Here is a 25737-nt window from a genome sequence, read left to right on the forward strand (position 1 = left end):
GTCGCGCAGACCGCGGCGCACCGGATGAGGCTGAACTCACGCGACTCTCAGCCGAGGTCAGACCCCTGAACTGCCACGTTCGCCTTCGGCCGCCAGGAGTTCATCGTCATCGAGGTCGTCATCGTCGTGATCCGTCGACAACTCGTTCGGATCGAATTCGTCGTCCTCGTCGTTTTCGTCGTCACTGTCCTCGTCGTCGTCATCATCGTCGAAGAGGTCCAGCGGAGTGACCTCGCCGGTGGCTTCATAGAGGGCGTCCTCATACGCCTCGAAGCTGTCGGCGAGGGTTTGATAGGCCGCGTCGAGCACAGGATCTGAATCGCTGCGCTTGGCCGAGGCAGCAGCCAAATGCTCGTGGAGCGCGGAGACGAGGGAATCAAGGGCGATGCGCGGATCGGTGCTCATGGTTACACCGTAGCCGGTGGACCGTCGCAGGAGAAGAGGTCATGACGGTGGTGATTGCTCGGAGAAACGAGCGTCTTGGTACTGACCGCGGTAGCCTGAGGGCACACGATGGAAAGGACAGTGTCTGTGCGGGAGGATCTACACGTCAGCTCGGTGGAATCGATCCAGAAAGTCAAAGACTGGGAGTATCTGGTGATCTCGGTGGGCCCCAGAGAATCCCTGGCCACCGCACGCCGCAGACTGGTCGAGCACGCCGAGTACGGCCGCTGGGAGTTGCAGCGTTCGATCCTGTACCGAGGTGGACGACGGCGATTCTGGCTGCGACGCAAGATGATGCGCGTCCAGCCGACGCTGGATCGGGACTAGCCCGCCGGCCGTGACGGTTCGTCGCGGGGAACCCGGACCTCGACTCGTGTCCTGTGCTCATCACTGGAGATGTCGAGGGAACCCCCGCGGTCTGTGACGGCATGACGGATGAGGCTTATGCCGAAATGTCCTGGCGGGGCTGGCTCCTGCGGGTCGAAACCGACGCCGTCATCCGTGATGCACAGGTTGACCCCGTCGTGGTCGGATCGCAGGTCGAGGCGCACCGTCTCCGGAGAGCCGTGGTCGAGGGCATTGCGCACCAACTCTCGTGCTGCCCGGTAGATCAAGGTGGCCACCTCGGTTCCCACCGGCTCCTTCAGATCGAGATCAACATCGATGCGCACGCGGCCGGAGGTCAGATCACGGGTGAGTTCGCCCAGTGCTGTTTCCAGGGACTCGTTGAATTCCGACGGCGCGATCTCGCTCAAAAGGGTGCGCAGGTGCTCGATATCGGTATCGAGTAATTCACCGGCACGCTGGAGCAGTTCCGTGGCGGCCCTGTCGTGCGAAAAAGATTCCACACCGAGTCGTTCGAGGGTCAATCCTAAGCTGGCAAGATCCTGGATCACGTGATCGTGCAGTCTCGCCGAGAGTCGGTGTCGCTCTCGGTCGGATGCGGCCAGGGCGGCGTGGAGCAACTGCTGTCGCTCCTCCTCCCTCCGGGACAACTGCCGAGCCAGGCGCAGTGCCAGGGGCAACGTGGCGGCGCCCAACACTGCCGGTCCCAGAATCGAGATCGGCAACACGACGCCGAGCATTGCGGCCAGCGAGTCAGACTCCGTGGAGACCAAGTAGAGCTGCAGTCGCATCGCGTGACCGGAGGCATCCGTGAAACCGATAAACGCCTCGAGGAGGTCATCGTTGCCTTGTTCGTGTTGATGCTCGGCATCATCGGGGACATCGAGAAGGACGACCTCGCCCCGGTCAAGACGAGCTCCCAGCTCCGAATCCACCGCTCGACGCACGCCCTCGTTGCGCGGTTCATCGGAGTAAATCACCACGGCTTCATCGCCGACTAACTGCCAGATCTTGACGCGTTCCAGAACCCCGCCGTCGATGAAGGCCTCGAACTCGTCGGCGATCCGCTCCGGATCTTCGGCGTTGGGTCCGACCAGGTCGACCAGGGTCAGGGGTGCAACCACCGCATGAGCCACGGTGTCGGCGATTACTTTCGCGTTGCTCCGCGCTGCCTCGACCGCGATCGCTGTCGAAATGAGCGAGGAGGCCACCGCCATGGCAGCCGTGACGGCGACTGTAGAAGCGGTATGCAGGAGAATGGCTCGCCGTGTAGTCCGGTTCATTTGGCGGACCTGACGAGTGATCATCGTGGTTCCAGAACGATGATCCCTGCGTGAGCGGCAGCTACTACGGCGCCCGCCTGTGTGTGGACACCCAGCTTGGGGAAGATCGCTTTGATGTGATCGCGCACGGTGTAAATCGATAAATGCAGCCGGGCGGCGATCTCCTGTGCGTCAAGTCCTTCGGCCAGGAGGGCGACGACGTCGCGTTCCCGTGGTGACAGCGCACAATCGGGTACCGGCGCCGGACCCGGCCGATCTTCACGCAGGGCGACCAGAACATCCTCGAGGCGTCCCCGCTTAGGAAGCACCCAGTAGGCGCCATTCTCGATCGCGCGACGGGAGACATCCGAACGGGGATGGGCGGTGAGGACGATGATCCGGGCGTGAGGCGCCAGCCGCACCAAATCGGCAACCAGATCTGCTCCGTCACCGTCGGGGAGGCCGAGATCGACCACGGCGGCGTCGAAACGTACGGTCCGGGCCAGCTCCAGAGCCTCACGCACCCCGCTGGCGACCCCAGCGCACGTTAAATCGACTTGACTGTCGATTCCCAGGCGCATCAAGTCCGCGAAAGTCTGATGATCATCGACGACGAGGACAGGCGACAGCATTCCCCCAGTTTAGGGATATGACGCGTGTCGCAACAAGCTTATGCTTACCTTATCTGCCAGGTCTCGTGCCGGCGCACTCACACGAAGGACACCAATTTTCCATGAATCGTTCACGTACCCGTCTCGCGCTGATCGCCACTGTGGCGGCTTCGGCCGTTGCCCTGTCTGCGTGCGCAGGCGACGCAGAATCGACTTCGAATGGCTCTGACGAGGACCGATCACTGATTGTCTATTCCGGCCGCGATGAGAGCCTGATCGGCCCGATCATCGAGAAGTTCGAGGAGGAATCAGGCATCGAGGTCAAGGTCCGGTACGCCAACAGCATCGAAATGGCCGCTCAGCTGTTGGAAGAGGGCGAGCGCACCCCGGCACAGGTCTTCTTGTCCCAGGAGGCAGGAGCCTTGGGCGAACTCGCGAACGCGGACCTTCTCGCTCCCCTGCCTGAGGAGATCACAGGCGCGGTGGACCCACAGTACAGCGCCGCTGATGATAGCTGGGTGGCACTCACGGGTCGCGCCCGGGTCCTGCTATACGACTCTGAGTCAGTCAGCGAAGATGAGGTTCCTAGCGATGTTCACGCGCTGACCGAGCCCGAATGGCAGGGTCGAGTCGGGTTCGCACCCACCAATGCTTCGTTCCAGTCGTTCGTCACCGCCATGCGCGTGCTAGAAGGTGAAGACGTGGCCGAGGAATGGCTCACGGGGATGATCGACAACGACACCGAGGTGTTTGATCGCAACGGTCCCATCGTCGAGGCCGTCAACACCGGTGCCCTGGACGTCGGCTTGGTCAACCACTACTACTGGGTGGTTGCTGCGGCCGAAGCCGGCGGACCGGAGTCGATGCGCGCACAGCTCAAGTTCGGTGAGCCCGGCACCGTCAGTGCACTCGTGAATGTCACTGGTGCAGGCGTGTTGGCCTCAGCAGAAGACTCTGACGAAGCACAGGAATTCGTGGAGTACCTGGTGAGTGAGCAAGCTCAGGAGCACTTCGTCGAAGAAGCCGGCGAATACTCACTGCTACCGGACGGCCCGTCCCCCGCTGATGTTCCGAGCCTCGACGAGTTGGACGGACCGGATCTGGACTTCTCCGAACTGGCCGACCTTGATGGCACCCTGGAACTGCTGCAGAAGGTCGGCCTGCTCTGACCATGCATGCAGAATCTGGCACGGGGAGGTCGCCGAGGAGGCGGCCTCCCCTCCTGCTGCTCTTAGCCGGCACGACGACCGCTGCGGTGGCTGCCGTTCCCCTGGCGTACTTGGTGATCCGGCTGGCTCAGGCCGACCTTCAACAAGTGATTGATGCGGTGGTGCGCGAGCGAACTCTCGTACTGGTCCTCACCTCGCTGGGACTATCGCTGCTGGTGGCCTTGGGCAGCCTCGTGCTGGGCATTCCGATGGCGTGGGTCCTGGCACGGGTTGCGTTGCCGCTCCCAGGACTCTGGCGGGCGCTCGCGGCCCTCCCCCTGGCGGTTCCCTCCTACGTGATGGCCTATTCCTGGATCTCCACCTGGCCTGCGCTGTCTGGATTCTGGCCCCTCACGTTGGTGATGATCCTGGCCTGCACGCCCTACGTCACCCTTCCTGTCGCCGCAGCGTTCTATCTTGCGGATCAGCGTGCTGTGGACGTCGCGAGGACCCTCGGACGGGGGCCATTGGGTGCCTTCCGGGCGGCGTTGCTCCCTCAGGTGGCCCCCGCGGCACTCGCAGGGGCACTATTGGCCGGGCTCTATACCCTCTCGGATTTCGGATCGCCGTCACTGTTCCGTGTCCAGACCCTCACGTGGGCTGTCTATGCCGCGTTCGAAGGTGGGCTCAACCGAACCTTGGCAGCAGCGACGGCGTTGATCCTGGTGATGCTCGCTCTCGCCCTCGTTCTTATGGAGCGCATGATGAGACGGCGCGCGTCGCGAGGCGGCCGACCAGCATCTCAGATCGTCAGACCACGGCGACTTAACACGAAACGGGTCCAACTGGTGTCCGTCGCCGGTCTCGGCTGCGTCAGCCTCGTCTCTCTAGGAATACCGGCCTATGCACTGACACGTCGGGGATGGGAAAGTCGTTCCGCTGCCACCGACTGGAGCCGCCTGTTCGAGAGCATGGGCACCACGCTCTCGCTGAGTCTGACCGGAGCCCTGATCGCCGTCCTGCTCGGGCTGCCTATTGCCGTCCTTGCAGCACGTTATCGAGGCAGATCCATTGCCACATTGGAATCGGTGGCCTATCTCGGCAACGGGATCCCCGGTCTCGTCGTAGGCCTCTCGTTAGTCTTCTTCACGCTCAATGTTGTACCGGTGCTGTATCAAACGGCCCTGGCACTCAGCGTGGCGTATGCCGTCATCTTTCTACCCAAGGCCATCGGGTCGGCACGATCCGCCATCGCTCAGGTACCCGCATCGCTTGAAGAGGTCTCCCGGACCCTGGGACGCGGACCGCTACATACGTGGACGACCATCACAGCCCGGCTCTCCACACCGGGCATCGCCACGGGAGGGCTGCTCGTCGCCGTGACGGCGATGAAAGAGCTTCCAGCAACGCTGATGCTTTTGCCCATCGGCGCTAATACCTTGGCAACCGAGCTGTGGCGTCACACGAACATGTCCTCCTACGCGGCGGCGGCCCCTTACGCGATCGCCCTGGTTCTCATCGCCTGTATTCCCACCTACTTCCTCTCCCGGACGGAGCTCGATGGAACTCGACGTTGACACCCTCTGTGCCTGGCATGGTTCCGGTCCACAGCGCACACAAATCCTGGATCGGATCAGTCTCCAGGTTCCGGCTGGTGAATTGGGCGCCCTCTTAGGCCCCAGTGGAAGCGGCAAGACGACACTTCTGCGCGCCATCGCCGGACTGCATGCTGATGTTCGCGGCACGATTGTGCTCGGAGGTGAACGCCTCGACGGCATGGCACCTGAACATCGGCGTATCGGACTGGTACCGCAGGACGGCGCGCTGTTTCCACATCTAACGGTCAAAGAAAACATCGGTTTTGGGGTAAAACGCCCCAACGCACGTGACCAGCGCATCAACGAGATGCTGGATCTTCTCGATCTGGGGACGCTGGCCGATCGACTCCCCCACCAGATCTCGGGTGGGCAAGCACAGCGGGTGGCCGTGGCACGTGCGCTCGCACCAGCGCCTCGCCTGCTGCTCTTGGACGAACCCTTTTCCGCACTCGACGCTGGACTGCGGGTCGAAGTCAGGGACGGCGTGATGAGTGCCCTCCGCGAGACTCACACCACAGCATTGCTGGTGACCCACGATCAGGGCGAAGCGATGTCCATGGCCGGACATCTCGTCGTGGTCGCCAACGGGAGGGTCACCCAGGCCGGTTCCCCACGGGTGGTCTACGCGCACCCCGTAGATGTTTGGACCGGGAGATTCCTCGGCGAGGCCAATCTCTTCGAAACGCAGACGGACGGAAATACTGCTATGACGCCGTTCGGACCCGCAGCACATGCGGAGCAGGAACCAGGGAACGTCACTGTTCTGGTACGTCCGGAGCAGCTCCGACTATCAACCAACAAGGGAACGGAAGCGATGATTGTCGCCATCCGATATTTCGGTCATGACAGCCTCGTGACCCTTCGAAGTGTCGACCAAGACATCGAAGCTCGACTCCGGCTGGTGGGGAACGCGGCACCGGCCATCGGGACCAGGGTGCGAGTTACGGTGGACGGCCCAGTGAGGGCGTTCAGGAACTGATCTACACGAGTAGACAGCGCCACTCGGCGGCGCCGTGGTGAGCGGCGAGCAACTCGTGTTGGCGGATGAAATCGGGTGGTGAGTCCGACCGCCGGTTTTCGGGGTCCGTGTCAACAGATTTGGTGGTTCTGTCAACATGGGTATGAAAAAACCCCGGAAAACCGGGGTTTTTTCAGTGCGCGGAGGGGGACTTGAACCCCCACGTCCTTGCGGACACAGCGACCTCAACGCTGCGCGTCTGCCAATTCCGCCACCCGCGCGAGTGTCGATCCTGTTGCTTCGGTATAGCTCGTCGTTTTCGACTTCGAAGCTCAGGCAGCGGAGACAACTCTAGCACGGATCTTGGGCTGGTCATGACCACTGTCATCGGGTGGCGTGTCTGGTTAGGGTGGAAGCATGACTCAGCAGCCTTCCCCCTTTGCCCCGAATGACTCCTCGTTCCGTGACGACGTGGTCCGGATGACCCGGGAACTGATTCGCATCGACTCCACGAACTTCGGTGCTAATCGTGCGCGTGGCGAACGCGAAGCTGCCGAGTATTGTGCTGCGATCATGTCCTCGTTGGAGATGAATCCCGAGATCATGGAATCTGAGCCGGGCCGTGCCACCGTCATCGGTCGTTTTCCGGGATGGGACACCTCGGCACCGCCCTTGATCCTGCACGGTCACCTTGACGTCGTTCCCGCCGATGCCGATGAATGGAGTGTGGATCCGTTCGGCGCGGAGCTGATCGACGACATGATCTGGGGACGCGGTGCGGTCGATATGAAGGGCATGAACGCGATGATTCTCGCGGTGCTGCAGCATCTGCACCGCACCGGACAGCGTCCTCGACGCGAACTCATCGTCTGCTTCTTCGCGGACGAGGAGGCCGGCGGAAACTATGGCGCCCAGTGGTGGGTTCGAGAGCGTCCCGAGCTCTTTGCCGACGCTACCGATTCGATCAGTGAAGTGGGCGGTTTTTCCGCCGACATCGAAGGGCAACGCGCCTATTTGCTCCAGACCGCGGAGAAAGGCATTGCCTGGCTCAACCTCACCTCGATCGGGGCGCCCGGGCACGGCTCCGGGGTGCACCCTGATAACGCCGTGACGCGTTTGGCCGGGGCGATCGAGCGGATCGGCCGGCATGAATGGCCGTTGCAGTACACGAAGACCACCCGGGACTTGATGGAACAGGTCGCCGAAATCATGGGCGTGGACTTCAACCAGGACGATCCCGAGCCGCAATTGAAAGCATTGGGGGCAGCTTCTCGGTTCGTCGGATCCACTCTGCGCAATTCCTCCAACCCCACCGGTCTGACCGCCGGATATAAGCACAACGTCATTCCGGGCAAGGCCAGCGCCACTGTGGACGCCCGGGTGTTGCCCGGAGACGACGAGCATGTGCTGCAGACGTTGCGCGATCTGGCCGGCGAAGGAGTCGAGATTGACGTCGAGCACCAACAACCCTCGATCGAGGTGCCTTTCTCTGGCGACCTGGTAGACCTGATGGTCGATTCGATCCGCCAGGAAGACCCGGATGCAGTGGTGTTGCCTTTCATGATGTCCGGCGGCACCGACAACAACGCGCTGTCCCGGCTGGGGATCACGGGCTACGGCTTCATGCCACTGCGCCTGCCCGCAGATCTGGACTTCCCGGCGCTTTTCCACGGAATCGACGAGCGGATTCCGGTGGCCTCGCTGACGTTTGGCTGCCGTACCCTGTACCGCATCCTCGAGCCCGGCACCCGCTGATCACGTCCCACCACGTCAAGGATCACCACTGTGTTCACCTCCGATCATGACGAACAGATTTCGCAGGTCCTTACCACCGAACTGCTAGAACGCTGTCGCGAGCGTGCGCCCCAGCACGACGACGACAACACGTTTCCTCATCAGGACCTGGCCGAACTCCAGAGAGCCGGATATCTTTCGGCCTTTGCCGCTACGGAGCAGGGCGGTCTGGACTGGCACATGGACACCGTTTCCGCGGCGCAGCGTCGACTCGCCGCTGCCGCACCAGCCACCGCGTTGGCCGTGAACATGCACCTGGTGTGGAACGGAGTGGCCCGCATTCTTGCGGATCGCGGGGACGAGAGCCTGCAGTTCATTCTGAAGGAATCAGTGCGTGGTGAGATTTTTGCCTTCGGGATCTCCGAGCCCGGCAACGATGAGGTCCTCTTCGACTCGATGACCACGGCCACGCCCGATGGTTCCGGGGGATACACGTTTACCGGCACCAAGATTTTCACCTCGCTCTCACCCGTCTGGACGCGCCTGGGGATCTTCGGCAAGACGCCGGACGGTGACCAACTCGTGTTCGGCATACTTGACCGAGATGCCGGTGGAACTGCAGCAGATCCGAGCTCCTGGGACATGCTGGGTATGCGGGCCACGCAGTCGTACGCCACCCGTCTCAACGAGGCGCAGGTTCCAGCGGAGCGGATCATCCGGCGCATTCCCGCCGGGCCGAACCAAGACGGCCTGACCTTCGGGATCTTCGCTTCCTTCCTCACCTTGATCGCATCGGTGTACACAGGGATCGCCGACCGGGCTTTGCACCTTGCTGTGGACGGCGCCGACCAGCGCATCCTCAGTTCCACAGGGCGTGCTTTCAGCCAGGATCCGGTGACCCGGGATCGTCTGGGCGAGGCGACTCTCCGCGCCATCGGCCTCGACGCCCAACTCACCCAGGTGACTCACGCGATCGCCACGGCAAAGAACTGGGGTGCCGAATGGTTTCCCCGGTTGGTGACGACGAAGACTCTGGCCGTCCGCGTGGCCCAGCAGCAGGTGGACACGGCGATGCAGGTCGTCGGCGGGCAAGGGTTCCATCGTCGTCATGAGCTCAGTCGTCTCTACCGCGACGTCCGGGCCGGGGGCTTCCACCCTTCCAACGAGGATTCTGCACGCCGCACGTTGGCCACGTTCGTTCTGGGTCCGCTCCGCGATGACGCGGATGATCAGTCATAATTGAAATAGTCCCCGCCCGAACGGTCGTGAGAGAGGCTGGCACCGATGAGCGATACGGCACGATTGCTGCGTGAGCTGGCTGAAGCGCACGGCATCTCCACCACGTATCAGGGGCAGGACGGCTCTGTCCAGACCGTCGACGACGCGACCCTCGTCGCCGTGCTCGCCGCACTCGGCCAACGCGTCGATGCGGACGGTCCCGTTGGCCTGCAGCAGGCCATCGACGCCCGCGCGCTGGACCGCTGGTCTTGGGTGATCCCGCCCACCACTGTGGTCACCGAGCACTACGAAACCGAAGTCCCGGTTCACTTTCTCGAGGGTGAAACGATCGGGGTACATCTGGAACTGGAAACCGGTACTGTCGTGTCGCTGGTTCCAGTGGGCGACTTCACCGAACCCGTGTGGTCCTCAGGTGTCCAACGCTTCCAGACCACTTTCCGCATCCCCTCAGACTTACCGCTGGGGTACCACCTCCTGGTAGCCACCGTGGAAGGCGAAACCACCGCTACCGGCCACCTCATCGTGGTCCCCGAACGCCTGACGACGGCCGACGCCTACAGGCCAGACCGGGGCTGGGGGCTGGCTGCCCAGCTGTATTCAACCCGCTCTACCGACAGCTGGGGTCTCGGCGACTGGAACGACCTGGAGAAGCTCTGCCGTCTCGCCGCAGATCACGGCGGCGACTTTGTGCTGACCAACCCCCTGCACGCCACCGAACCGCTGCCGCCCGTGGTGGACTCCCCCTACTCCCCCACCTCGCGCAGCTTCCTGAACCCAATCTACCTCCACCTCGAAAGCCTGCCGGAATACCGCGGGGCTGAGGCCGAGATCCGGGCTCAGATCGATGCCCTAGGGGCACCCTTGCGTGATCGGAACACCAGCACCGAGCTTCTGGACCGGAATCCCGTGCTGGAAGCAAAATTGGCCGCGCTGCGCCTGTTGTACCACCACCGGCAGGATCTTCCCGAGCGCACGGAAGCCTATCGGCGCTTCCGCGATGACGTCGGGGTGTTCCTTGACCGTTTCGCGCTCCGGTCCGCGCTACGCCGAATCCTGGCCCCCGAAGATCCGCGGTGGGAGCAAACGCGAACCGCGGGGGCCGCCGAACGTGCTGAATTGGCGGAGCAGCACGCCGAAGAGCTGGACTTTCACCGCTGGGTGCAGTTCCTGTGCGATGCTCAGCTGCGCGACGTCCAGACCCGAGCGCGAGACGCCGGTATGCGCACCGGAGTCATGGTGGACTTGGCCGTGGGCGCAAACCGCCGCACCGCGGACTGGTGGCTGTACGGTGAGGCGCTGATCGACGAGATGTCGGTCGGTGCGCCCCCGGACATGTACAACCAACTCGGTCAAGATTGGTCACAGCACCCCTGGAACCCGCGTGCCCTGGAAGAAACCGGCTATGAGGCGTATCGGACCTTGTTGCGCACCGTGTTGCGTCAGGCCGGGGCCGTGCGCATCGACCATATTCTCGGACTCTCCCGCCTGTGGTGGATCCCGCAAGGCTTCGGCCCCCAGCAGGGCGCCTACGTCCGCTACGATCCCCAGGCCATGATCGGCATCCTGCTCTTGGAAGCCCAACGCGCCAATGTCGTCGTCGTGGGTGAAGACTTAGGCACGGTGGAACCCTGGTTTCAGCAGGAACTGGCCTCCCGCGGCATCCTGGGAACCTCCATCGTGTGGTTTGAGCACGACGACGATGGCCCCATCCCGCCCGAGAGCTACCGTGAGCAGACGCTGGTTGCGGTGAACACCCACGACCTGCCGCCCACCGCGGGCTACCTCACCGAGGCGCACCTGCACCTGCGGGAACAACTTCGCCTGCTTACGCGGTCTGCCACCGAGGAGCGTCGCGAATTCCGCGCGCAGCTCGACCAGGTGCTCCGCGCCCTGGTGGCTGCCGGAGCGCTGGACGAGATCCCGGACGGCGCCCCGAGTAGCTGGAGCGAAGCAGAGATCGAGACGGTGATCCTGGGCCTGCACCGCTATGTCGCGTCCTCGCCGGCCGTGCTGCTGAGCGTGTCGCTGACCGATGCCGTCGGCGACCGCCGGATTCAGAATCAGCCCGGAACCCTGCAGGAGCAGTACCCGAACTGGTGCGTTCCGCTTAGCGACGACGCTGGAGAACCGGTCCTCGTTGATGCCCTCAGTAGCCTGCCGCGGGTGGCCCGGCTGTTGGACACCGTGAATGAATCCGTGCGAGGAGCCCGGTGACGCCCCAGGATCCGCAGCTGCCGCTGGTGGTGATGCTCAGTTACCACACCTCACCCCTGGAACAGCCAGGTCAGGGTGACGCCGGCGGCATGAACGTCTACGTGCGCCGGGTTTCTGCCGCCCTGGCCGATCTGGGTCACGACGTCGCCGTGCTCATTCGGCGTACTTCCTCCGAGCAGCGCACCGTCGCCTTGCCCGAAAGTCCCCGGGTGCAGGTCATCCCCGTCACCGCCGGCCCGGCCCGTGAGGCCACCAAAGAGGAACAGATGGCGTGGCTTCCCGACTTCGCGATGGCCGCCACCGCGCAGGTCAGGGACCTGACGTCCGCCGGCCGGTCTGCGGTATTGCACAGCCACTACTGGATGTCCGGGAAGGCCGGTGTCACGATCGCCGCCGCCCTAGGGTGGCCGTGGCTGCACTCCATGCACACCATCGGCGCCGTGAAGAATGCGCGGGACGACGACGCCGACGAGCCGGAGCAGCGTCTCCGCGCGGAAACTGAGATTGGCCTGCGCGCCGACGTGCTGATCTCGAACACGACGATTGAGTCAGCCGAACTCATTGCATACTGCTCGGCCACCGACCATCGCATCCACGTCATCCCGCCCGGGGTCGACCACCACATCTTCCGACCCGACGGCGCCCGTGAGTGGCCCACCGACGACGAACACCGGTTGCGGTTACTCTTCGCCGGTCGATTTCAGCCGCACAAGGGGCCGCACGTCATCATCGAGGCCCTCGGACTCATTCATCGCGTGCACCACCGACTCGACGAATTTGATGTCCACTTCACCGGCGCCCAATCCGGAGCCCGGCAACTCGACCTGGCACACCTGGCACAGCAGCGCGGCGTGCTCTCCGCGTGCTCCTTTACTCCCCCGCTGAGCCCCGAGCGGCTGGCCCGACTCATGCGTGCCGCCGACGTGCAGCTGATGCCCAGCTATTCTGAGTCGTTTGGTCTGGTCGGGGTGGAAGCCCAGGCGTGCGGTACTCCGGTGTTGGCGCATCGGGTTGGTGGACTCACCCAGGCCGTGGAGCACGGGCGCAGCGGACGCTTGGTGGCTGATCTGTCGCCGCGGTCGTGGAGCGAAGCACTGTTGGCTATTGCAGACGACGCAGCGGCATGGTCCGCACTGAGTGTCTCAGCGCTGGACCATGCCGCCGGTTTCAGCTGGACGGCAAGTGCTCAACAACTCTCCGCCCTGTATACCCGCTTACTTAGGCTCGGGTAATCGTCCCGAAGAAGTGCGGTTTCTGTTTCCGCGCGTTCCACCCGGTGCACCGCAAGGTCTGTGCATCGGCGACGTCGCTGGTGTAACCGACCGTTACCGTGGCAGGCAGCACGACTGGGGATTTGAACTCAATATCCCAGCGGAACCCAGCCTCGGCCGGCTCGCGGCCGATGAGCATCCGCCCGGCCAGGTACATGCCGTGGGCGATCATCGACGGCATACCCAGCGCCTTCGCCGTCAGCGGGTTAATGTGGATTGGGTTAAAGTCCCCAGAAACAGCTGCGTAGTCGCGCCCCGTTGACGACGGAAGTTTCCACTGCCCGGTCTTCGCCGGCAACTCCGCTGTCCGGTCGCTCGCAGAACCACCGGCTCCACGGGAGCCCTCGGCTTCTCCCGGCTCGACCAAGCGCACGCCGCGTGCCAAATAGGTCGACACCGATTCCCACAGCGTCTCGCCGGTGGCACTGTCTGCGACGCGGGCGTGGATCTCGACCGTGGTGCCGGCGCGGTGGCCACCCAACGATTCGGCCCAGACCTCCACGTCCACCGGCGACTCCACCCGCACAGGGCGATGATGCGACACCGCATTCTCGGTGTGCACCAGTCCCAGCAACGGCAACGGGAAGTCCGACTGCGACATCAAATGCATCATCAGCGGGAACGCGGCGATGTGCACACCCACCGAGGCAACTACCCCGTCGGCGACGGGCGCGAACAGGCTCGCGTAGCGGTCGACGTCGTCCTGCGTAAACCGGTGTCCGCTGATCCGCACGCCCCGGGTCGGCAATTGCCGCGGCGTTCGGGAACCGGTGACCTTCCGGCGGGCCATGGTGGTCACCGCATCGCGGTACGCACCACCCAAACCGGGAAGTTCGGACAGCGTGCGGAACGAGCGACCGGCGCTCGAGATCTCTGCGCTCATCTCACGCCCCCATGATGGCTTGGCCGCACACGCGCAGTGTCTGCCCGTTGATACCGGCTGCCTCGTCGGACACCAAGAAAGCGATGGTCTCAGCCACGTCCTCCGGCTTTCCGCCCTGGCGCAAAGAATTCAACCGACGCGCCACCTCGCGGGTCGCCACCGGAATCTTGGCGGTCATCTCGGTCTCGATAAAGCCGGGCGCCACCGCGTTCATGCTGCCACCCGTGGAGGCCAGCAGCGGCGCCGTGGCCTCGGTCATCCCCATGACGCCGGCCTTGGACATGGCGTAGTTGGACTGACCCCGGTTGCCAGCAATACCCGAAGTCGATGCCAACGTGGCGATCCGCAGTTGTTCGGAGACGGTCGCGCCCCGGTCGGCCAGGAACGCCTCGTTCATCTGCAACTGTGAGGTCAGGTTGACGGCGATCACCGAATCCCAGCGTGCCGCATCCATGTTCGCCAGTAGCTTGTCGCGGGTGATACCGGCGTTGTGCACCACAATGTCGAGGCGGCCGTATCGATCACGGCAGTGCTCGATGATCCGCTGACCCGCATCATCAGCCGTAATATCCAACTGCAGGGCGGTGCCATTGAGACGGTTCACGACGGCGGCCAGCTGATCGCCAGCGGCCGGCACGTCAACGCCGACCACCTGCGCTCCATCGCGATGTAGCGAGTTAATGATGGACGCACCTATTCCGCGTGCCGCACCGGTCACCACAGCAACCTTGCCCGCCAGCGGTCGAGCAGGATCCGCGGGAACAGCACCGGCTTCGCTACCAACGCGCACAAACTGTCCGCTCACGTAGGCACTGCGTCCCGAGAGTAGGAACCGCACCGCACCCAGCGCCGACGCTGAAGAAGCACTGACGCCGTCGGCCAGCAGAATACCGTTGGCGGTGGCCCCTCGCCGCATCTCCTGCGCCATGGAGCGGGTTGCCCCGGCGATACCACGATGGGTGGCACGATATGCCGGTGCGGCGGTGTCCGTGGACTCGGGGTCGCGTGCCACCACGATGACGCGGCCACAGCTAGCCAAACGGCGCAGGGCGGCCCCGGCTGTGCGCAGCGGCGCGGACACCTCTTCGGGACGCTGTGCTTCGTCGAGCACGACCAGGATGGCGGAGAATTTCTCCTTCAGGCCCGGATCGCGCCGTACATCCACTCGGTGGTCGACCAGCCAGCCGGCAATCGTGTTGGCACCCTCAGACTCTCCGATCACCAAGACGGGACCGGTCGCCAGGGCTTCACCGGGGGTGTACCGGCGCAATGCCACCGGTTGTGGCAGACCCAACGTCGAAGCGACCTTGGCGCCGAGGGGGTTGTTGACGAACTGGGAGTAAGAATCTTTGGGACTCACGTGTGTCCTTCCTTGCTAGAGCCTTGTCAGACCCATGTCGATGAAGCGAAGCGGTCGAAAAGCGTTCTCAGCTCAGCGTCCGCGCAGGATGGCCACGATGCCCTGCCCGCCTGCGGCACACACCGAGATCAGGCCGAGCGAGCCGGCGCCCTTCTCGTGAAGCATCTTGGACAGCGAGGCGGTGATGCGGGCCCCGGTCGCCGCGAAAGGGTGTCCCGCAGCGAGCGATGAGCCCTTCACGTTGAGCTTGGCTCGATCGATGGAACCCAGGGCACCGTCGAGTCCGAGCTGATTGCGGCAGTAGTCCTCGTCCTCCCAAGCCTTCAGAGTCGACAGCACGGTGCCGGCGAAAGCCTCGTGGATCTCGTAGTAGTCAAAGTCTTGCAGAGACAGACCCTGGCGAGCCAGCATCCGCGGTACGGCCTGAGCCGGTGCCATCAGCAGACCCTCGTTGCCGTCAACAAAGTCCACCGCAGCCGTCTCGTAGTCGACGAATTCTGCCAGGATGGGCAGGTTCCGATCCTGGGCCCATTTCTCACTGGACACCAGCACCGCGGCTGCACCGTCGGTCAGCGGGGTAGAGTTGCCCGCCGTCATCGTGGCCTGATCCCCCAGCTCCTTACCGAAGGCTGGCTTCAGGCCCGACAGCTTCTCCACCGTGGAGTCGGGGCGTAGATTGTTGTCCTTGGACAGGCCGCGGAACGGGGTGATCAGGTCGTCGAAGAAGCCCTCGTCGTATGCCTTAGCCAGGTTCTGGTGGCTGGCCGCGGCGAGCTCGTCCTGGCTCTGGCGGGTGATGCCCCACTTCAGGGTGGTCTGGGCCTGATGGTCGCCCATGCTCATTCCAGTGCGAGGCTCGCCGGCTCCGGGAGCGTCGGGAGCGAAATGGCCGGGACGCAGCTTGATAGCGGCTTTGATGCGGTCCTGAGTGGAACGGGCACGGGCCAGCTCCATGAAGATGGCGCGAGCCTTGCTGTTGAAGACCAGTGGTGCGTCGGAGGTGGTGTCCACGCCGGACCCGATACCGCTTTCGATCTGGCCGAGGCGAATCTTATTTGCCAGTCCACCGATAGCCTCCATACCGGTGGCGCAGGCGATCTGCACCTCGTGGGCCGGGGTGGTGGGATCGAGGCTGGTGCTCAGCACCGACTCGCGCGTTAGGTTGAAGTCCTTGGAGTGCTTCATCACTGCGCCTCCCACGACCTCACCCAGGCGCTCCCCCTGCAGCCCGAAGCGCGCGATGAGACCGTCGAGTGCGGAGGTGAGCATCTCCTGGTTGGAAGCGGTGGCGTACTTGCCGTTGGAACGTGCGAAGGGGATGCGGTTGCCACCCACGATCACGGCCGGACGGACGGCGCCGCCTGCAACGTCTGCCTGCTGATTGTTCTTGTTCTCGGTCACGGAGACTCCTTGTCAACGAATATGGTCGGAAACTGTGATGGCTATTACTGAAATCCAGCGTACCTGATACGCTGAGTATCGTGAACACTCATGAGGCGATCAATTCGGACGGCCGTAACACGCGCTGGGCCCAGCACCGCCGTGAGCGCCGTGATGAACTCATCAAATCCGCTCGCGCTGCCGTGCACGATCTCGGTCCATCCGCGTCGATGGACGAAATCGCTGCGCATGCAGGAACATCGAAATCGGTGTTTTATCGATACTTCGGAGATAAAAATGGGCTACAGCGCGCCGTAGGCGAAAAGGCCACAGAGTTCGTGGCCACCGAGTTGCTCCGCGCTGCTCGAGGCAAGGATAACCCGCTCGAAGCGTTGCAGACCATGATCAGGATCTACCTGGAACTCGCCGAATCCTCACCGAACGTCTACACGTTCTCTACGGAGTCCGATGGTGAAACTTCAGAGTTTTTCTCCGGTATCGCCGAAGTAATGTCCACGATCCACGAACGATTCGTGGTCGAGACGAAGCCCGAGCACCGCGAAAGCATGGCCGCTCGCGTGTCCGCCACATATTGGTCGACCGCCGCGATCGGATTTATCCGCCACGCCGGTGAGCAGTGGCTGACTGAACCTCCACACGAGGATCGGCCCACCGCCCCGCAGCTGGCCCGCTATATCACCCGTTGGCTGGTGCAGGGATTCCAGCCCTCCCACACGAACCACCCCACTACACCACCCAGACACGCTTGAACGACCGCTAACTTTTAAGGAGCAACCCATGTCACCCAACGCTTCTCAGCTCAACATCAACCAGCAGTTGGTCCAGGATCTACTGCTGGGCCGCTGGGCCGACGAACGCCGCGATTCACGCGATCGCATGAAGAATCCCGAGTATCACAAGATCGAGGGACAGCCCTACACCGAGCACCGTGAGCGGACTCTGGGCCAGCTTCAGGCTTTGGTTGACGAACACGCAGTGCAGAAGGCCTTCCCTTCCCGCTTCGGTGGCGAGGACAACCACGGCGGCAATATTGCCGGCTTCAGCGAGCTGGTGCTGGGCGATCCGTCGATGCAGATCAAGGCGGGCGTGCAGTGGGGCCTGTTTGGCGCCGCAATTCTGCACCTGGGTACCGATCAGCACCACGAGGCTTGGCTGCCACAGATTATGGATCTGAGCCTTCCTGGCGCCTTTGCCATGACCGAGATCGGTCACGGCTCTGATGTCGCCTCGCTGGCCACCACCGCTACCTACCTGCCAGAGTCGGACGAATTTGAGATTCACACACCCTTCAAGGCGGCGTGGAAGGAATACCTCGGCAACGCTGCCCTGCACGGTCGCGCAGCCGTAGTTTTCGCTCAGCTGATCACCCAGGGAGTGAATCACGGCGTTCACTGTTTCTTCGTTCCGATTCGTGACGACAACGGCGAATTCCTGCCCGGTGTGGGCGGCGAAGACGATGGCGTTAAAGGTGGACTGAATGGTGTCGACAACGGTCGCCTGCACTTCACCCACGTGCGCATTCCGCGCACCAACCTGCTGAATCGCTACGGCAACGTCGACGAAGACGGTGTCTACACTTCCCCCATCGAGTCCCCCGGGCGCCGCTTCTTTACGATGCTGGGCACACTCGTGCAGGGTCGTGTCTCACTGTCGATGTCATCGGCAGTGACCTCCGCCTTGGCGCTGACGGGCGCGATTACCTACGGAAACCAGCGTCGTCAGTTCAACGCTAGCTCGGACACCGAAGAAGAAGTGCTGCTGGACTACCAGCTACACCAGCGACGGCTGATCGATCGTTTGGCCCGGACCTACGCCGACATGTTCTCAGCGAACACCCTGCTCGAGAAGTTCGATGAGGTGTTTTCCGGTGCCGCCGACGATGACGATAACCGCCAGGAGCTCGAGACGCTGGCTGCTGCAATTAAGCCGATGACCACCTGGAACGCGCTCGATACACTTCAGGAGGCACGCGAGGCCTGCGGTGGTGCTGGTTTCATGGCGAAGAACCGTTTTGCGAGCCTGCGCGCAGATCTGGATATCTACGTCACCTTCGAGGGCGATAACAATGTGCTGCTCCAGCTGGTTGGCAAGCGCCTGCTGACCGACTTCTCCCAGGAACTGTCGAGCATGTCCGTGGGCGTACTGTCTCGGTTCGTCGCCGATCGCGCTTCGGAAGCCGTAGTGCAGCGTTCCGGCCTGCGCCGCGTAGTGCAGACCGTTCAGGATGTGGGTTCGGAGCGGAAATCCGCGAACTGGTTCAAGGATCCTGAGGTGCAGCGTGCCCTGCTTACCGACCGGGTTCGCGTGCATGTCACCGAGATCGGCACCGCGATGATGCCCGTCGCCAAGAAGTCGCAGGCGGAGCAGGCGCGCGTCTTCAATGAAAACCAGTTCCAGCTCATTGATGCAGCCAAGGCGCAAGCCGTTCTGCTGCAGTGGGAGACCTTCACGGAGGCCCTGGACCAGGTCGAGGACGAAGACACTCGCACCGTGATGATGTGGCTTCGGGACCTATTCGTTCTCAACGAGATCGAGCGTGACCTGGGGTGGTTCATTGAGAACGGTCGCATCTCTCAGCAGCGTGCACGCACTCTGCGCGGCTACACGAACCGTCTCGCGGCTCGACTGCGTCCCTACGCGCAGGATCTGGTGGACTCCTTCGGCTTCGAACAGGACCACCTTCGTATGGATGTGGCTACTGGGGAAGAACAGGTTCGTCAGGAAGAAGCCGCGGAGTACTTCCGTCGGTTGCGCGCTGACGGCAACGCACCGCTGGATGAGAAGGTGCTCAACGCACGCCGGAAGGCCGAAGCCAAGGCAGCTCGCAAAGCGGAGGCCAAGGCTGGGAAGCGCTAAACGCGAACTCGCGGATTAAACGCCGGTTGCTGGGGCAGGATCACCGATCCTGCCCCAGCACTGTTTGATAAACATTGACCGTCTTTTCGGCAATGGACTCCCAAGAGAAGTATTCCTGGGCTCGCACCCGGCCGCGCTCCCCCATCTGCTGAGCGTGTTCAGGGTCGGAAAGTACCTCTGTGAGTGCAGCCGCGAAATCGGCCACGAACTGTTCTTCGTCCAAGGGGGTGCCGGATCCGTCGTCCACCTGATCCAGGGGCACCAGCATGCCGGTAGCGCCGTCTTCAACAACCTCGGGAATCCCACCGGTGGCTGAGGCTACCACGGCTGTGCCGCAAGCCATCGCTTCCAGATTGACGATGCCCAGCGGTTCATAGATTGAGGGGCAGGCAAACACGGTGGCTTGGGAAAGCACCTGGGTGATCTCGGCGCGGGGCACCATGCCTTCGATAACGAAGACTCCGTCACGCTGGGAACGCAGTTCGTCCAAGAGCGCATTAACTTCGGCTGCGAGTTCAGGCGTGTCAGCGGCTCCCAGGCAGAGCACGAGCTGCACACTCGAGTCCAAGAGGCGGGCAGCTCGGAGCAGGTAAGGAACACCCTTTTGTCGTGTCACTCGACCGACGAACGCCACCGTTTCCCGATGCGGGTCGATGCCACGCTTCTCGAGTGCGTCCACGTCATGTTGTGGTGTCCAGATGGTGGTGTCGATGCCGTTGTGCACCACGTGGAGTTTCTCGGGGTCCACCCCGGGATACGCCTTGATAATGTCGCGTCGCATGCCCTCGGATACCGCGATGATCCCGGCGGCCGAATCATAGGCGGTGGCCTCAGCCCAACTCGACAGTCGGTAGCCACCGCCGAGTTGCTCAGCTTTCCACGGGCGCAACGGCTCCAAGGAATGGGCGGAGAGAACGTGCGGGATATCGTAGAGTAGCGCGCCGAGGTGGCCGGCCATGTTGGCATACCACGTGTGGGTGTGTATGAGATCGGTGCCGTCGAATCCAGAGAGCATGCCCACGTCGGTGCCCAGGGTCTGCACGGCAGCATTCGCCGAAGCCAGCGTCTCTGGCGTCTGATAGCTCGTGACAGAAGCCCCGTGGTAGTCGGCGTCGCGGGGTGCGCCGAAGGTATGAACGTGGAGGTCAACGTGTGAAGCCAACACGCGTGACAGCTCGGCAACGTGGACGCCAGCCCCGCCGTAGATCTCTGGAGGGAACTCTTTGGTGACGATATCGATTCTCACGATCCCACCGTATGCCACGCTCTCATGGCGCCGATAGCTTCCGGCGACGCGCGCGGTGCCGTTACGACGAAGTCATGTGAATAAACGCGGTTGAACTATGGCAAAAACGATGGTGGCTGGATACTCTCAACCTGAAGGATCCCTTGAAACGATTGAGGAGTGCAGTGGCACAGAAGAAGGTACTAGCAATCGTTCTCGCCGGTGGCGAGGGGAAGCGGCTGATGCCGTTGACCGCTGACCGGGCCAAACCGGCTGTGCCGTTCGCCGGTCAATATCGGCTGATCGATTTCGCGCTGTCGAATCTGGTGAACTCGCATTACCTGAAGATCGTGGTCCTCACCCAGTACAAGTCGCATTCACTGGATCGGCACATTTCCGAGACGTGGCGTATGTCCACGCTGTTGCAGAATTATGTTGCCTCGGTGCCCGCCCAGCAACGTCGTGGCAAGGAATGGTTCCTCGGCTCCGCCAACGCCATCTATCAGTCCATGAACCTCATCTCCGATGCTCGCCCAGATATTGTCGTGGTCATCGGTGCGGATCACGTGTACCGTATGGATTTCGAGCAAATGGTGCAGCAACACATAGACTCCGGCGCCCATGCCACCGTGGCGGCAGTGCGTCAGCCGCTGGAATACGCTTCGTCGTTTGGCGTCATCGAAACGGATTCCACAGACCCCCGCAAAATCGCCCGTTTCGTGGAGAAGCCGAAGTCCACGCCGGGCCTGCCCGATGACCCCACCCAATTCCTTGCCTCGATGGGTAACTACGTCTTCACGAAGGACGCTTTGGTGGAAGCCCTAAACAAGGATGCCGCCACCGAGGACACCAAGCACGACATGGGTGGAGACATCATCCCCTGGTTTGTGGAGAAAGGCTCGTGCGGCGTCTACGACTTCACCCACAACGATGTACCCGGCCAAGACGCGGGCGTACATTACTGGCGCGACGTCGGGACCTTGGATTCGTATTATGAGGCGCACATGGACCTGGTGAGCCCCTGGCCAGAATTCGACCTCTACAACGACGAATGGCCGATTTTTACCCGGCAACAGATCTCCCCACCGGCCAAGCTGGTGCGTTCTGCGACGAAGCGGCCGGGCACGGCGGTCGATTCCATTCTGTCCCAGGGGGTGGTGATTTCCGGGGGCACTGTCGCACAGTCGGTGCTGTCAACCTCGGCACGGGTCAATCACGATGCATGGGTTGAACAATCGGTGCTCCTCGATAACGTCCTCGTCGGTGAGGGCGCCCAAGTGCGCAACGCCATCGTCGATAAGAACGTGGCAATTCCGGCGGGAGTGCGCATCGGATTCGACCGTGAGGAAGATGAAGCACGCGGGTTCACGGTCACGGAGTCCGGGCTGACAGTGGTGGCGAAGAACCACGCCATCACAGCTGAGCCGGGGGCCTGATTCGCCGTCGTGTAGAGATGGTTCAATAGAGGGATGACCTCCCCTGAGCTTGATCTGGATCACAAAAACCTGCACCGCGATGAGGCGGAGACCCGAGCAACACTGGTCACCGTGTCTGACTACGATGTCACCGTCGATCTGAGTCGGGCCGAAAATCTGGACGAGGACACCTACCCTGTCGCCACGGTGATCCGATTCGACTGCCATGTCCCCGGCACCACCACGTTCTTGGATTCCCTCCACGCCGAGGTGCACCGAGTGGTGCTCAACGGTAAGGAACTGCCGCTGGAGACCGCGGTGGGGGCCGCGCGTATTTTGCTGCCTCGACTGCAGGAACACAACGAGGTACGAATCGAATCCGCCAGCTACTTCTCCACGTCGGGCGAGGGCATGCACCGTTTCCGCGACCCAGGAGATGGGCGGGTCTATCTGTATACCCAGTACGAACCGGCCGATGCGCGGCGGGTGTTTCCGAATTTCGAGCAACCGGATCTCAAGGCCCGCTTTACCTTCCACCTGAAGGGTCGGGAAGACTGGGTGCTGGCCTCCAACCAGGACGAGATGTCGCACACGATCCACGAGGGTGTGGCGACCGTGGACTTTGCCGCGACTCCCCCACAATCCACCTACATCACCACGCTGTTGGCCGGGCCTTACCGGCAGTGGACAGATCGATGGGACGGGCACCCACAGTCCGGTGCGGATCCCATCAATCTCCGCATCTTCGCCCGTGACTCGCTGGCCGAACACGTTGATACCGAGGAGATTTTCGCGATCACTCGGTCCGGGCTGGATTTCTTCCACGATCTGTTCGGGGTGGCCTATCCCTGGGGGAAGTACGACCAGGCGTTCGTGCCCGAATACAACCTCGGCGCGATGGAGAACCCGGGACTGGTAACCTTCACCGAGCACTATATCCCCACCTCACAGGCGACCGAAGCACAACGGCAGGCCCGGGCCACCACCATCATGCACGAGATGGCACACATGTGGTTCGGAGACTTGGTGACCATGCGTTGGTGGGACGATCTGTGGCTGAAAGAGTCCTTCGCCGACTACATGGGTACCTTGGCGGTGGACCGGGCCACCCGGTTCGAGGGTGCTTGGGCCACGTTCGCCCACCGCCGCAAAGCGTGGGCCTATGTACAGGACCAGTATTCGACCACGCATCCGATCGTTGCTGATATTACTGACCTGGAGGCGGCGCGCCAGAACTTCGACGGCATCACCTATGCCAAGGGTGCTTCCGTGTTGAAACAACTCGTGGCTCACGTGGGCGAAGATGCTTTCAATGCGGCGTCACGGATATATTTCGAAAGGTACCGATGGGGTAACGCCAGCCTCGACGATTTTCTCGCGGTGCTCTCCGAGACTTCGGGACGGCCGATGCAGGACTGGTCTCGCGTGTGGTTGCAGGCCGCTGGGGTAACTCACCTGTCATGGTCCGAGGACGGCACGGGAGCCGTGGTGCACCAACAGAACCCAGATCCCCGTGGTGGCGAGGCCCCGCAACGTCCGCATACGTTCCGGGTGGGCCGGTACGAGCTCGACGACGAGGGGGCGCTCACCCGGACGGCCCAACACGGCTACGAACTTACGGTCGGAGCCGCCGCGCAGCCGATCACCGAGGTGGATATCAGCGCCGCAACAGACCGGGTGATCCTGCTCAACGATGATGACCTGAGCTACGCCGTCGTGCATCTGGACGAAGACTCGTTAGCTGCCGTGCTGAAGCACCCACTTGCCGACCCGCTGGCTTCGGCCACCGTATGGGCATCGCTGTGGAATGCCGTGCGTGACGGACGGATGCCGGCGGAGCGTTACCTCGAAGGGGTCGTGGCGGTCTCGGATGAGCTACATGATGTGGGGCTACACGCCGGCGTGCTACGGCAGAGTGTGACCGCGCTTCACCGGTATCTTCCTGCTGAGCGCAGAGCAGAGTGGGCGCAACGCTGGGGTGCCGTGTTGTTGTCCTCGCTGACGGAGCTGGGTGACGGGTCCGACCGGCAGCGTTCGGCGGTGAGAACTCTGACTTTGCTGGCACGCGGATCCGGGGTGTTGCTGGACGAGATGGAGCAGCTCGCCAGCACCGCTCGCGAACAGGGGTGGGTTTCGGCGCCGGGGTTGCGCGTGGACGATGAGGTGCGCTGGGCTGCCCTGATTGCCCTGGCTGCACAAGGTCGAGTGGATCAGGCACGCCTGGACACCGAGCTGGAGGTCAAGGTCGATGCCATGACCCGAGTTTGGCACCGTACGGCGGTGAGCTCCCAGCCCATCGCCACAGTGAGGGACGCCGCCTGGCATGCGGTGCTCACGGGCATCGACGCGGAAGGGCAGACGCTGTCCAATGACCTGCTGTCGGCAACGGCGGAAGGCGTCACCGCGTCGCGACCGGAGTTGATTTCGGGATTCGAACCGGAATTCTGGTCGAGTCTGGAAAAGATTTGGACGCGACGCTCCATCGGTATTGCAACCCGCACGATCGAGGGGCTGTTTCCCGGATACCACGATGCAGAGGCGGACGGGGTCGCGGTGGCCGAGGAGCATCCTGTGGTGGTGGCCGGCCAGTCGTGGCTGGACGAACACTCGCAGGCTGCGCACACGCTACGCCGGGTGATCATCGAAGAACTCGAGGATCTGCGCCGAGCGGTGCACGCTCAGCTCATGGAACGCGGTGCGTCCACTCCGGCCGGTTGAACTTCTCTTCTGCCAGTTGTTCGGCACGCTGCACTAGGTCATCGTCGAGCTCGACGACCTCGGCACCGTAGCGGGTCCGAAACTCGTTGATCATGACGTCCCAGATCTGTTGGCGGCTGAGCCCGGTCTGGCGGCGCAATGGATCGACCCGCTTCTTCGCTGAACGGATGCCCTTGTCGGAGAGCTTTTCCTGACCAATGCGCAGCACCTCGGTCATCTTGTCGGCGTCGATGTCGTAGCTCATGGTGATGTGGTGCAGCAGTCCCCCGCGCGCAAGTCGCTTTTGTGCGGCACCGCCGATCTTGCCTTGCGGGGTGGCGATGTCGTTGAGTGGCTTGTAGTACGCCTCCACCCCCATGTCCGCCAGCGCCTGCATCACCCAGGCGTCCAAGAACGGGTAGGAATCGCTGAAGCTCATGCCGTCGACCAAAGAGAGGGGGGCGTAGAGCGAATAGGTGACACAGTTGTCCTGCTCCATGAACATGGCGCCCCCGCCGGAGATCCTGCGGGCCACGGTGACGTTGTGTTTGGCGACGCCTTCGGGATTGACCTCATTGACGTAGGACTGGAAAGAACCGATGACGATGGCCGGGTGGGTCCACTGCCACAGTCGCATGGCCGGTGCGCGGCGACCGGCTGCGACATCCTCGGTCAGGATCTGGTCGAGTGCTAATTGGGTCATGATGGGCAGCGGTGTGGGACGGATGATCTGCCAGGTGTGGTCCTGCCAGCGGGTGGCATACCCGGTAGCGCGGCGCACGGCTGTGGCGATGGCTGCGGTATCAAAACCGAACAGCACCGCGTCGTCACGCAAGGATGCGTCCAGGGCGGCGCGCAGATCGGCGTGCGAGGTGTCCGTCTTCATCCCGCGTATCGCGGCATTAATGTCGTCGAGGGCCTCGTCGGGTTCGAGGAAGAAGTCCCCGTTAATGCGGGCGGACTCGATGAGTTCATTGCGGACGCTCAGGTCGGCAATGACCAGCTTGCCGCCGGGAACCTTGTACTCGCCGTGGCGGTCTTGTAAGGACATTGAATCTGCAGTCACCCGTCCAGAC

Annotated in this window: 20 protein-coding genes and 1 tRNA gene; 12 read left to right on the forward strand and 9 right to left on the reverse strand. The window is 62.8% G+C overall.

The genetic code is table 11. From position 1 onward, the window contains the following. Nucleotides 1-57: 57 nt before the first annotated feature. Nucleotides 58-405 (reverse strand): hypothetical protein, encoded by a 348-nt coding sequence (locus O1A05_RS10830; protein ID WP_270105222.1) that lies wholly within the window; start codon nucleotides 403-405, stop codon nucleotides 58-60. A 126-nt stretch (nucleotides 406-531) separates the two neighbouring features. Between O1A05_RS10830 and O1A05_RS10835 the strand changes: the two genes are divergently transcribed. Further along, entirely contained in the window at nucleotides 532-771 is a 240-nt protein-coding gene (locus O1A05_RS10835; protein WP_270105223.1) for a DUF5703 family protein, read from the forward strand. Here O1A05_RS10835 and O1A05_RS10840 read toward each other — a convergent pair. Then, the gene (locus O1A05_RS10840) at nucleotides 768-2096 is read right to left on the reverse strand and encodes a sensor histidine kinase (RefSeq protein WP_270105224.1); all 1329 of its coding nucleotides are present in this window, start codon (nucleotides 2094-2096) and stop codon (nucleotides 768-770) included. The genes O1A05_RS10835 and O1A05_RS10840 overlap by 4 nt on opposite strands. Then, the gene (locus O1A05_RS10845; RefSeq protein WP_270105225.1) at nucleotides 2093-2683 is read right to left on the reverse strand and encodes a response regulator transcription factor; all 591 of its coding nucleotides are present in this window, start codon (nucleotides 2681-2683) and stop codon (nucleotides 2093-2095) included. Before O1A05_RS10845 ends, O1A05_RS10840 begins: the two co-directional genes overlap by 4 nt. A gap of 101 nt (nucleotides 2684-2784) precedes the next feature. On the opposite strand from O1A05_RS10845, the gene O1A05_RS10850 reads away from it, so the two are divergent. From O1A05_RS10850 to O1A05_RS10860, 3 genes are all read left to right on the forward strand, one after another. Continuing rightward, a complete protein-coding gene (locus O1A05_RS10850; protein WP_270105226.1) occupies nucleotides 2785-3831 on the forward strand; it encodes an iron ABC transporter substrate-binding protein in 1047 nt (348 codons plus the stop codon). Between the two features lie 86 nt (nucleotides 3832-3917). Then, nucleotides 3918-5387: an ABC transporter permease gene (locus O1A05_RS10855; protein WP_270105227.1), complete on the forward strand. Its 1470-nt coding sequence runs from the start codon at nucleotides 3918-3920 to the stop codon at nucleotides 5385-5387. Then, on the forward strand, nucleotides 5371-6387 hold the full coding sequence (locus O1A05_RS10860; RefSeq protein WP_270105228.1) for an ABC transporter ATP-binding protein: 1017 nt from the start codon (nucleotides 5371-5373) through the stop codon (nucleotides 6385-6387). The genes O1A05_RS10855 and O1A05_RS10860 overlap by 17 nt, the downstream gene beginning before the upstream one ends. A 176-nt stretch (nucleotides 6388-6563) precedes the next feature. Here the strand turns inward: O1A05_RS10860 and O1A05_RS10865 are convergent. After that, nucleotides 6564-6647, reverse strand: a tRNA-Leu gene (locus tag O1A05_RS10865). Between the two features lie 136 nt (nucleotides 6648-6783). Here O1A05_RS10865 and O1A05_RS10870 point away from each other — a divergent pair. From O1A05_RS10870 to O1A05_RS10885, 4 genes are read left to right on the forward strand one after another with little or no spacing between them, the layout of a single operon-like run. After that, on the forward strand, nucleotides 6784-8121 hold the full coding sequence (locus O1A05_RS10870; protein ID WP_270105229.1) for a M20/M25/M40 family metallo-hydrolase: 1338 nt from the start codon (nucleotides 6784-6786) through the stop codon (nucleotides 8119-8121). A 30-nt stretch (nucleotides 8122-8151) separates the two neighbouring features. Continuing rightward, complete coding sequence (locus O1A05_RS10875) at nucleotides 8152-9339, forward strand: acyl-CoA dehydrogenase family protein (RefSeq protein ID WP_270105230.1); 1188 nt, start codon at nucleotides 8152-8154, stop codon at nucleotides 9337-9339. 45 nt (nucleotides 9340-9384) lie between these two features. After that, the gene (malQ, locus tag O1A05_RS10880; RefSeq protein ID WP_270105231.1) at nucleotides 9385-11553 is read left to right on the forward strand and encodes a 4-alpha-glucanotransferase; all 2169 of its coding nucleotides are present in this window, start codon (nucleotides 9385-9387) and stop codon (nucleotides 11551-11553) included. Continuing rightward, nucleotides 11550-12785, forward strand: coding sequence for a glycosyltransferase (locus O1A05_RS10885; RefSeq protein ID WP_270105233.1), 1236 nt, complete (start codon nucleotides 11550-11552; stop codon nucleotides 12783-12785). The genes malQ and O1A05_RS10885 overlap by 4 nt, the downstream gene beginning before the upstream one ends. On the opposite strand, the gene O1A05_RS10890 is transcribed toward O1A05_RS10885, so the two are convergent. The 3 genes from O1A05_RS10890 to O1A05_RS10900 all read right to left on the reverse strand — a co-directional run bounded on the left by O1A05_RS10890 (nucleotide 12772) and on the right by O1A05_RS10900 (nucleotide 16468). After that, on the reverse strand, nucleotides 12772-13707 hold the full coding sequence (locus tag O1A05_RS10890) for a MaoC/PaaZ C-terminal domain-containing protein (RefSeq protein WP_270105234.1): 936 nt from the start codon (nucleotides 13705-13707) through the stop codon (nucleotides 12772-12774). The genes O1A05_RS10885 and O1A05_RS10890 overlap by 14 nt on opposite strands. A 1-nt stretch (nucleotide 13708) precedes the next feature. After that, complete coding sequence (locus O1A05_RS10895) at nucleotides 13709-15067, reverse strand: 3-oxoacyl-ACP reductase (RefSeq protein WP_270105235.1); 1359 nt, start codon at nucleotides 15065-15067, stop codon at nucleotides 13709-13711. A gap of 72 nt (nucleotides 15068-15139) precedes the next feature. Then, nucleotides 15140-16468 carry an acetyl-CoA C-acetyltransferase gene (locus O1A05_RS10900; protein ID WP_270105236.1) on the reverse strand — a complete coding sequence of 443 codons (1329 nt, stop codon included), beginning with the start codon at nucleotides 16466-16468 and terminating at the stop codon, nucleotides 15140-15142. 80 nt (nucleotides 16469-16548) lie between these two features. On the opposite strand from O1A05_RS10900, the gene O1A05_RS10905 reads away from it, so the two are divergent. After that, nucleotides 16549-17217: a TetR/AcrR family transcriptional regulator gene (locus O1A05_RS10905; protein WP_270105237.1), complete on the forward strand. Its 669-nt coding sequence runs from the start codon at nucleotides 16549-16551 to the stop codon at nucleotides 17215-17217. Between the two features lie 28 nt (nucleotides 17218-17245). Further along, on the forward strand, nucleotides 17246-19324 hold the full coding sequence (locus O1A05_RS10910) for an acyl-CoA dehydrogenase family protein (RefSeq protein WP_270105238.1): 2079 nt from the start codon (nucleotides 17246-17248) through the stop codon (nucleotides 19322-19324). 40 nt (nucleotides 19325-19364) lie between these two features. On the opposite strand, the gene glgA is transcribed toward O1A05_RS10910, so the two are convergent. After that, nucleotides 19365-20570, reverse strand: coding sequence for a glycogen synthase (glgA, locus tag O1A05_RS10915; RefSeq protein ID WP_270105239.1), 1206 nt, complete (start codon nucleotides 20568-20570; stop codon nucleotides 19365-19367). Between the two features lie 221 nt (nucleotides 20571-20791). On the opposite strand from glgA, the gene glgC reads away from it, so the two are divergent. Then, nucleotides 20792-21985: a glucose-1-phosphate adenylyltransferase gene (gene glgC / locus O1A05_RS10920; protein ID WP_270107567.1), complete on the forward strand. Its 1194-nt coding sequence runs from the start codon at nucleotides 20792-20794 to the stop codon at nucleotides 21983-21985. A gap of 33 nt (nucleotides 21986-22018) precedes the next feature. Further along, entirely contained in the window at nucleotides 22019-24682 is a 2664-nt protein-coding gene (pepN, locus tag O1A05_RS10925) for an aminopeptidase N (RefSeq protein WP_270105240.1), read from the forward strand. Here the strand turns inward: pepN and O1A05_RS10930 are convergent. Beyond that, nucleotides 24648-25712, reverse strand: coding sequence for a lipoate--protein ligase family protein (locus tag O1A05_RS10930; RefSeq protein ID WP_270107568.1), 1065 nt, complete (start codon nucleotides 25710-25712; stop codon nucleotides 24648-24650). The genes pepN and O1A05_RS10930 overlap by 35 nt on opposite strands. Nucleotides 25713-25737 lie beyond the last annotated feature (25 nt).

The organism is Citricoccus sp. NR2, assembly GCF_027594385.1.
GTDB lineage: Bacteria > Actinomycetota > Actinomycetes > Actinomycetales > Micrococcaceae > CmP2.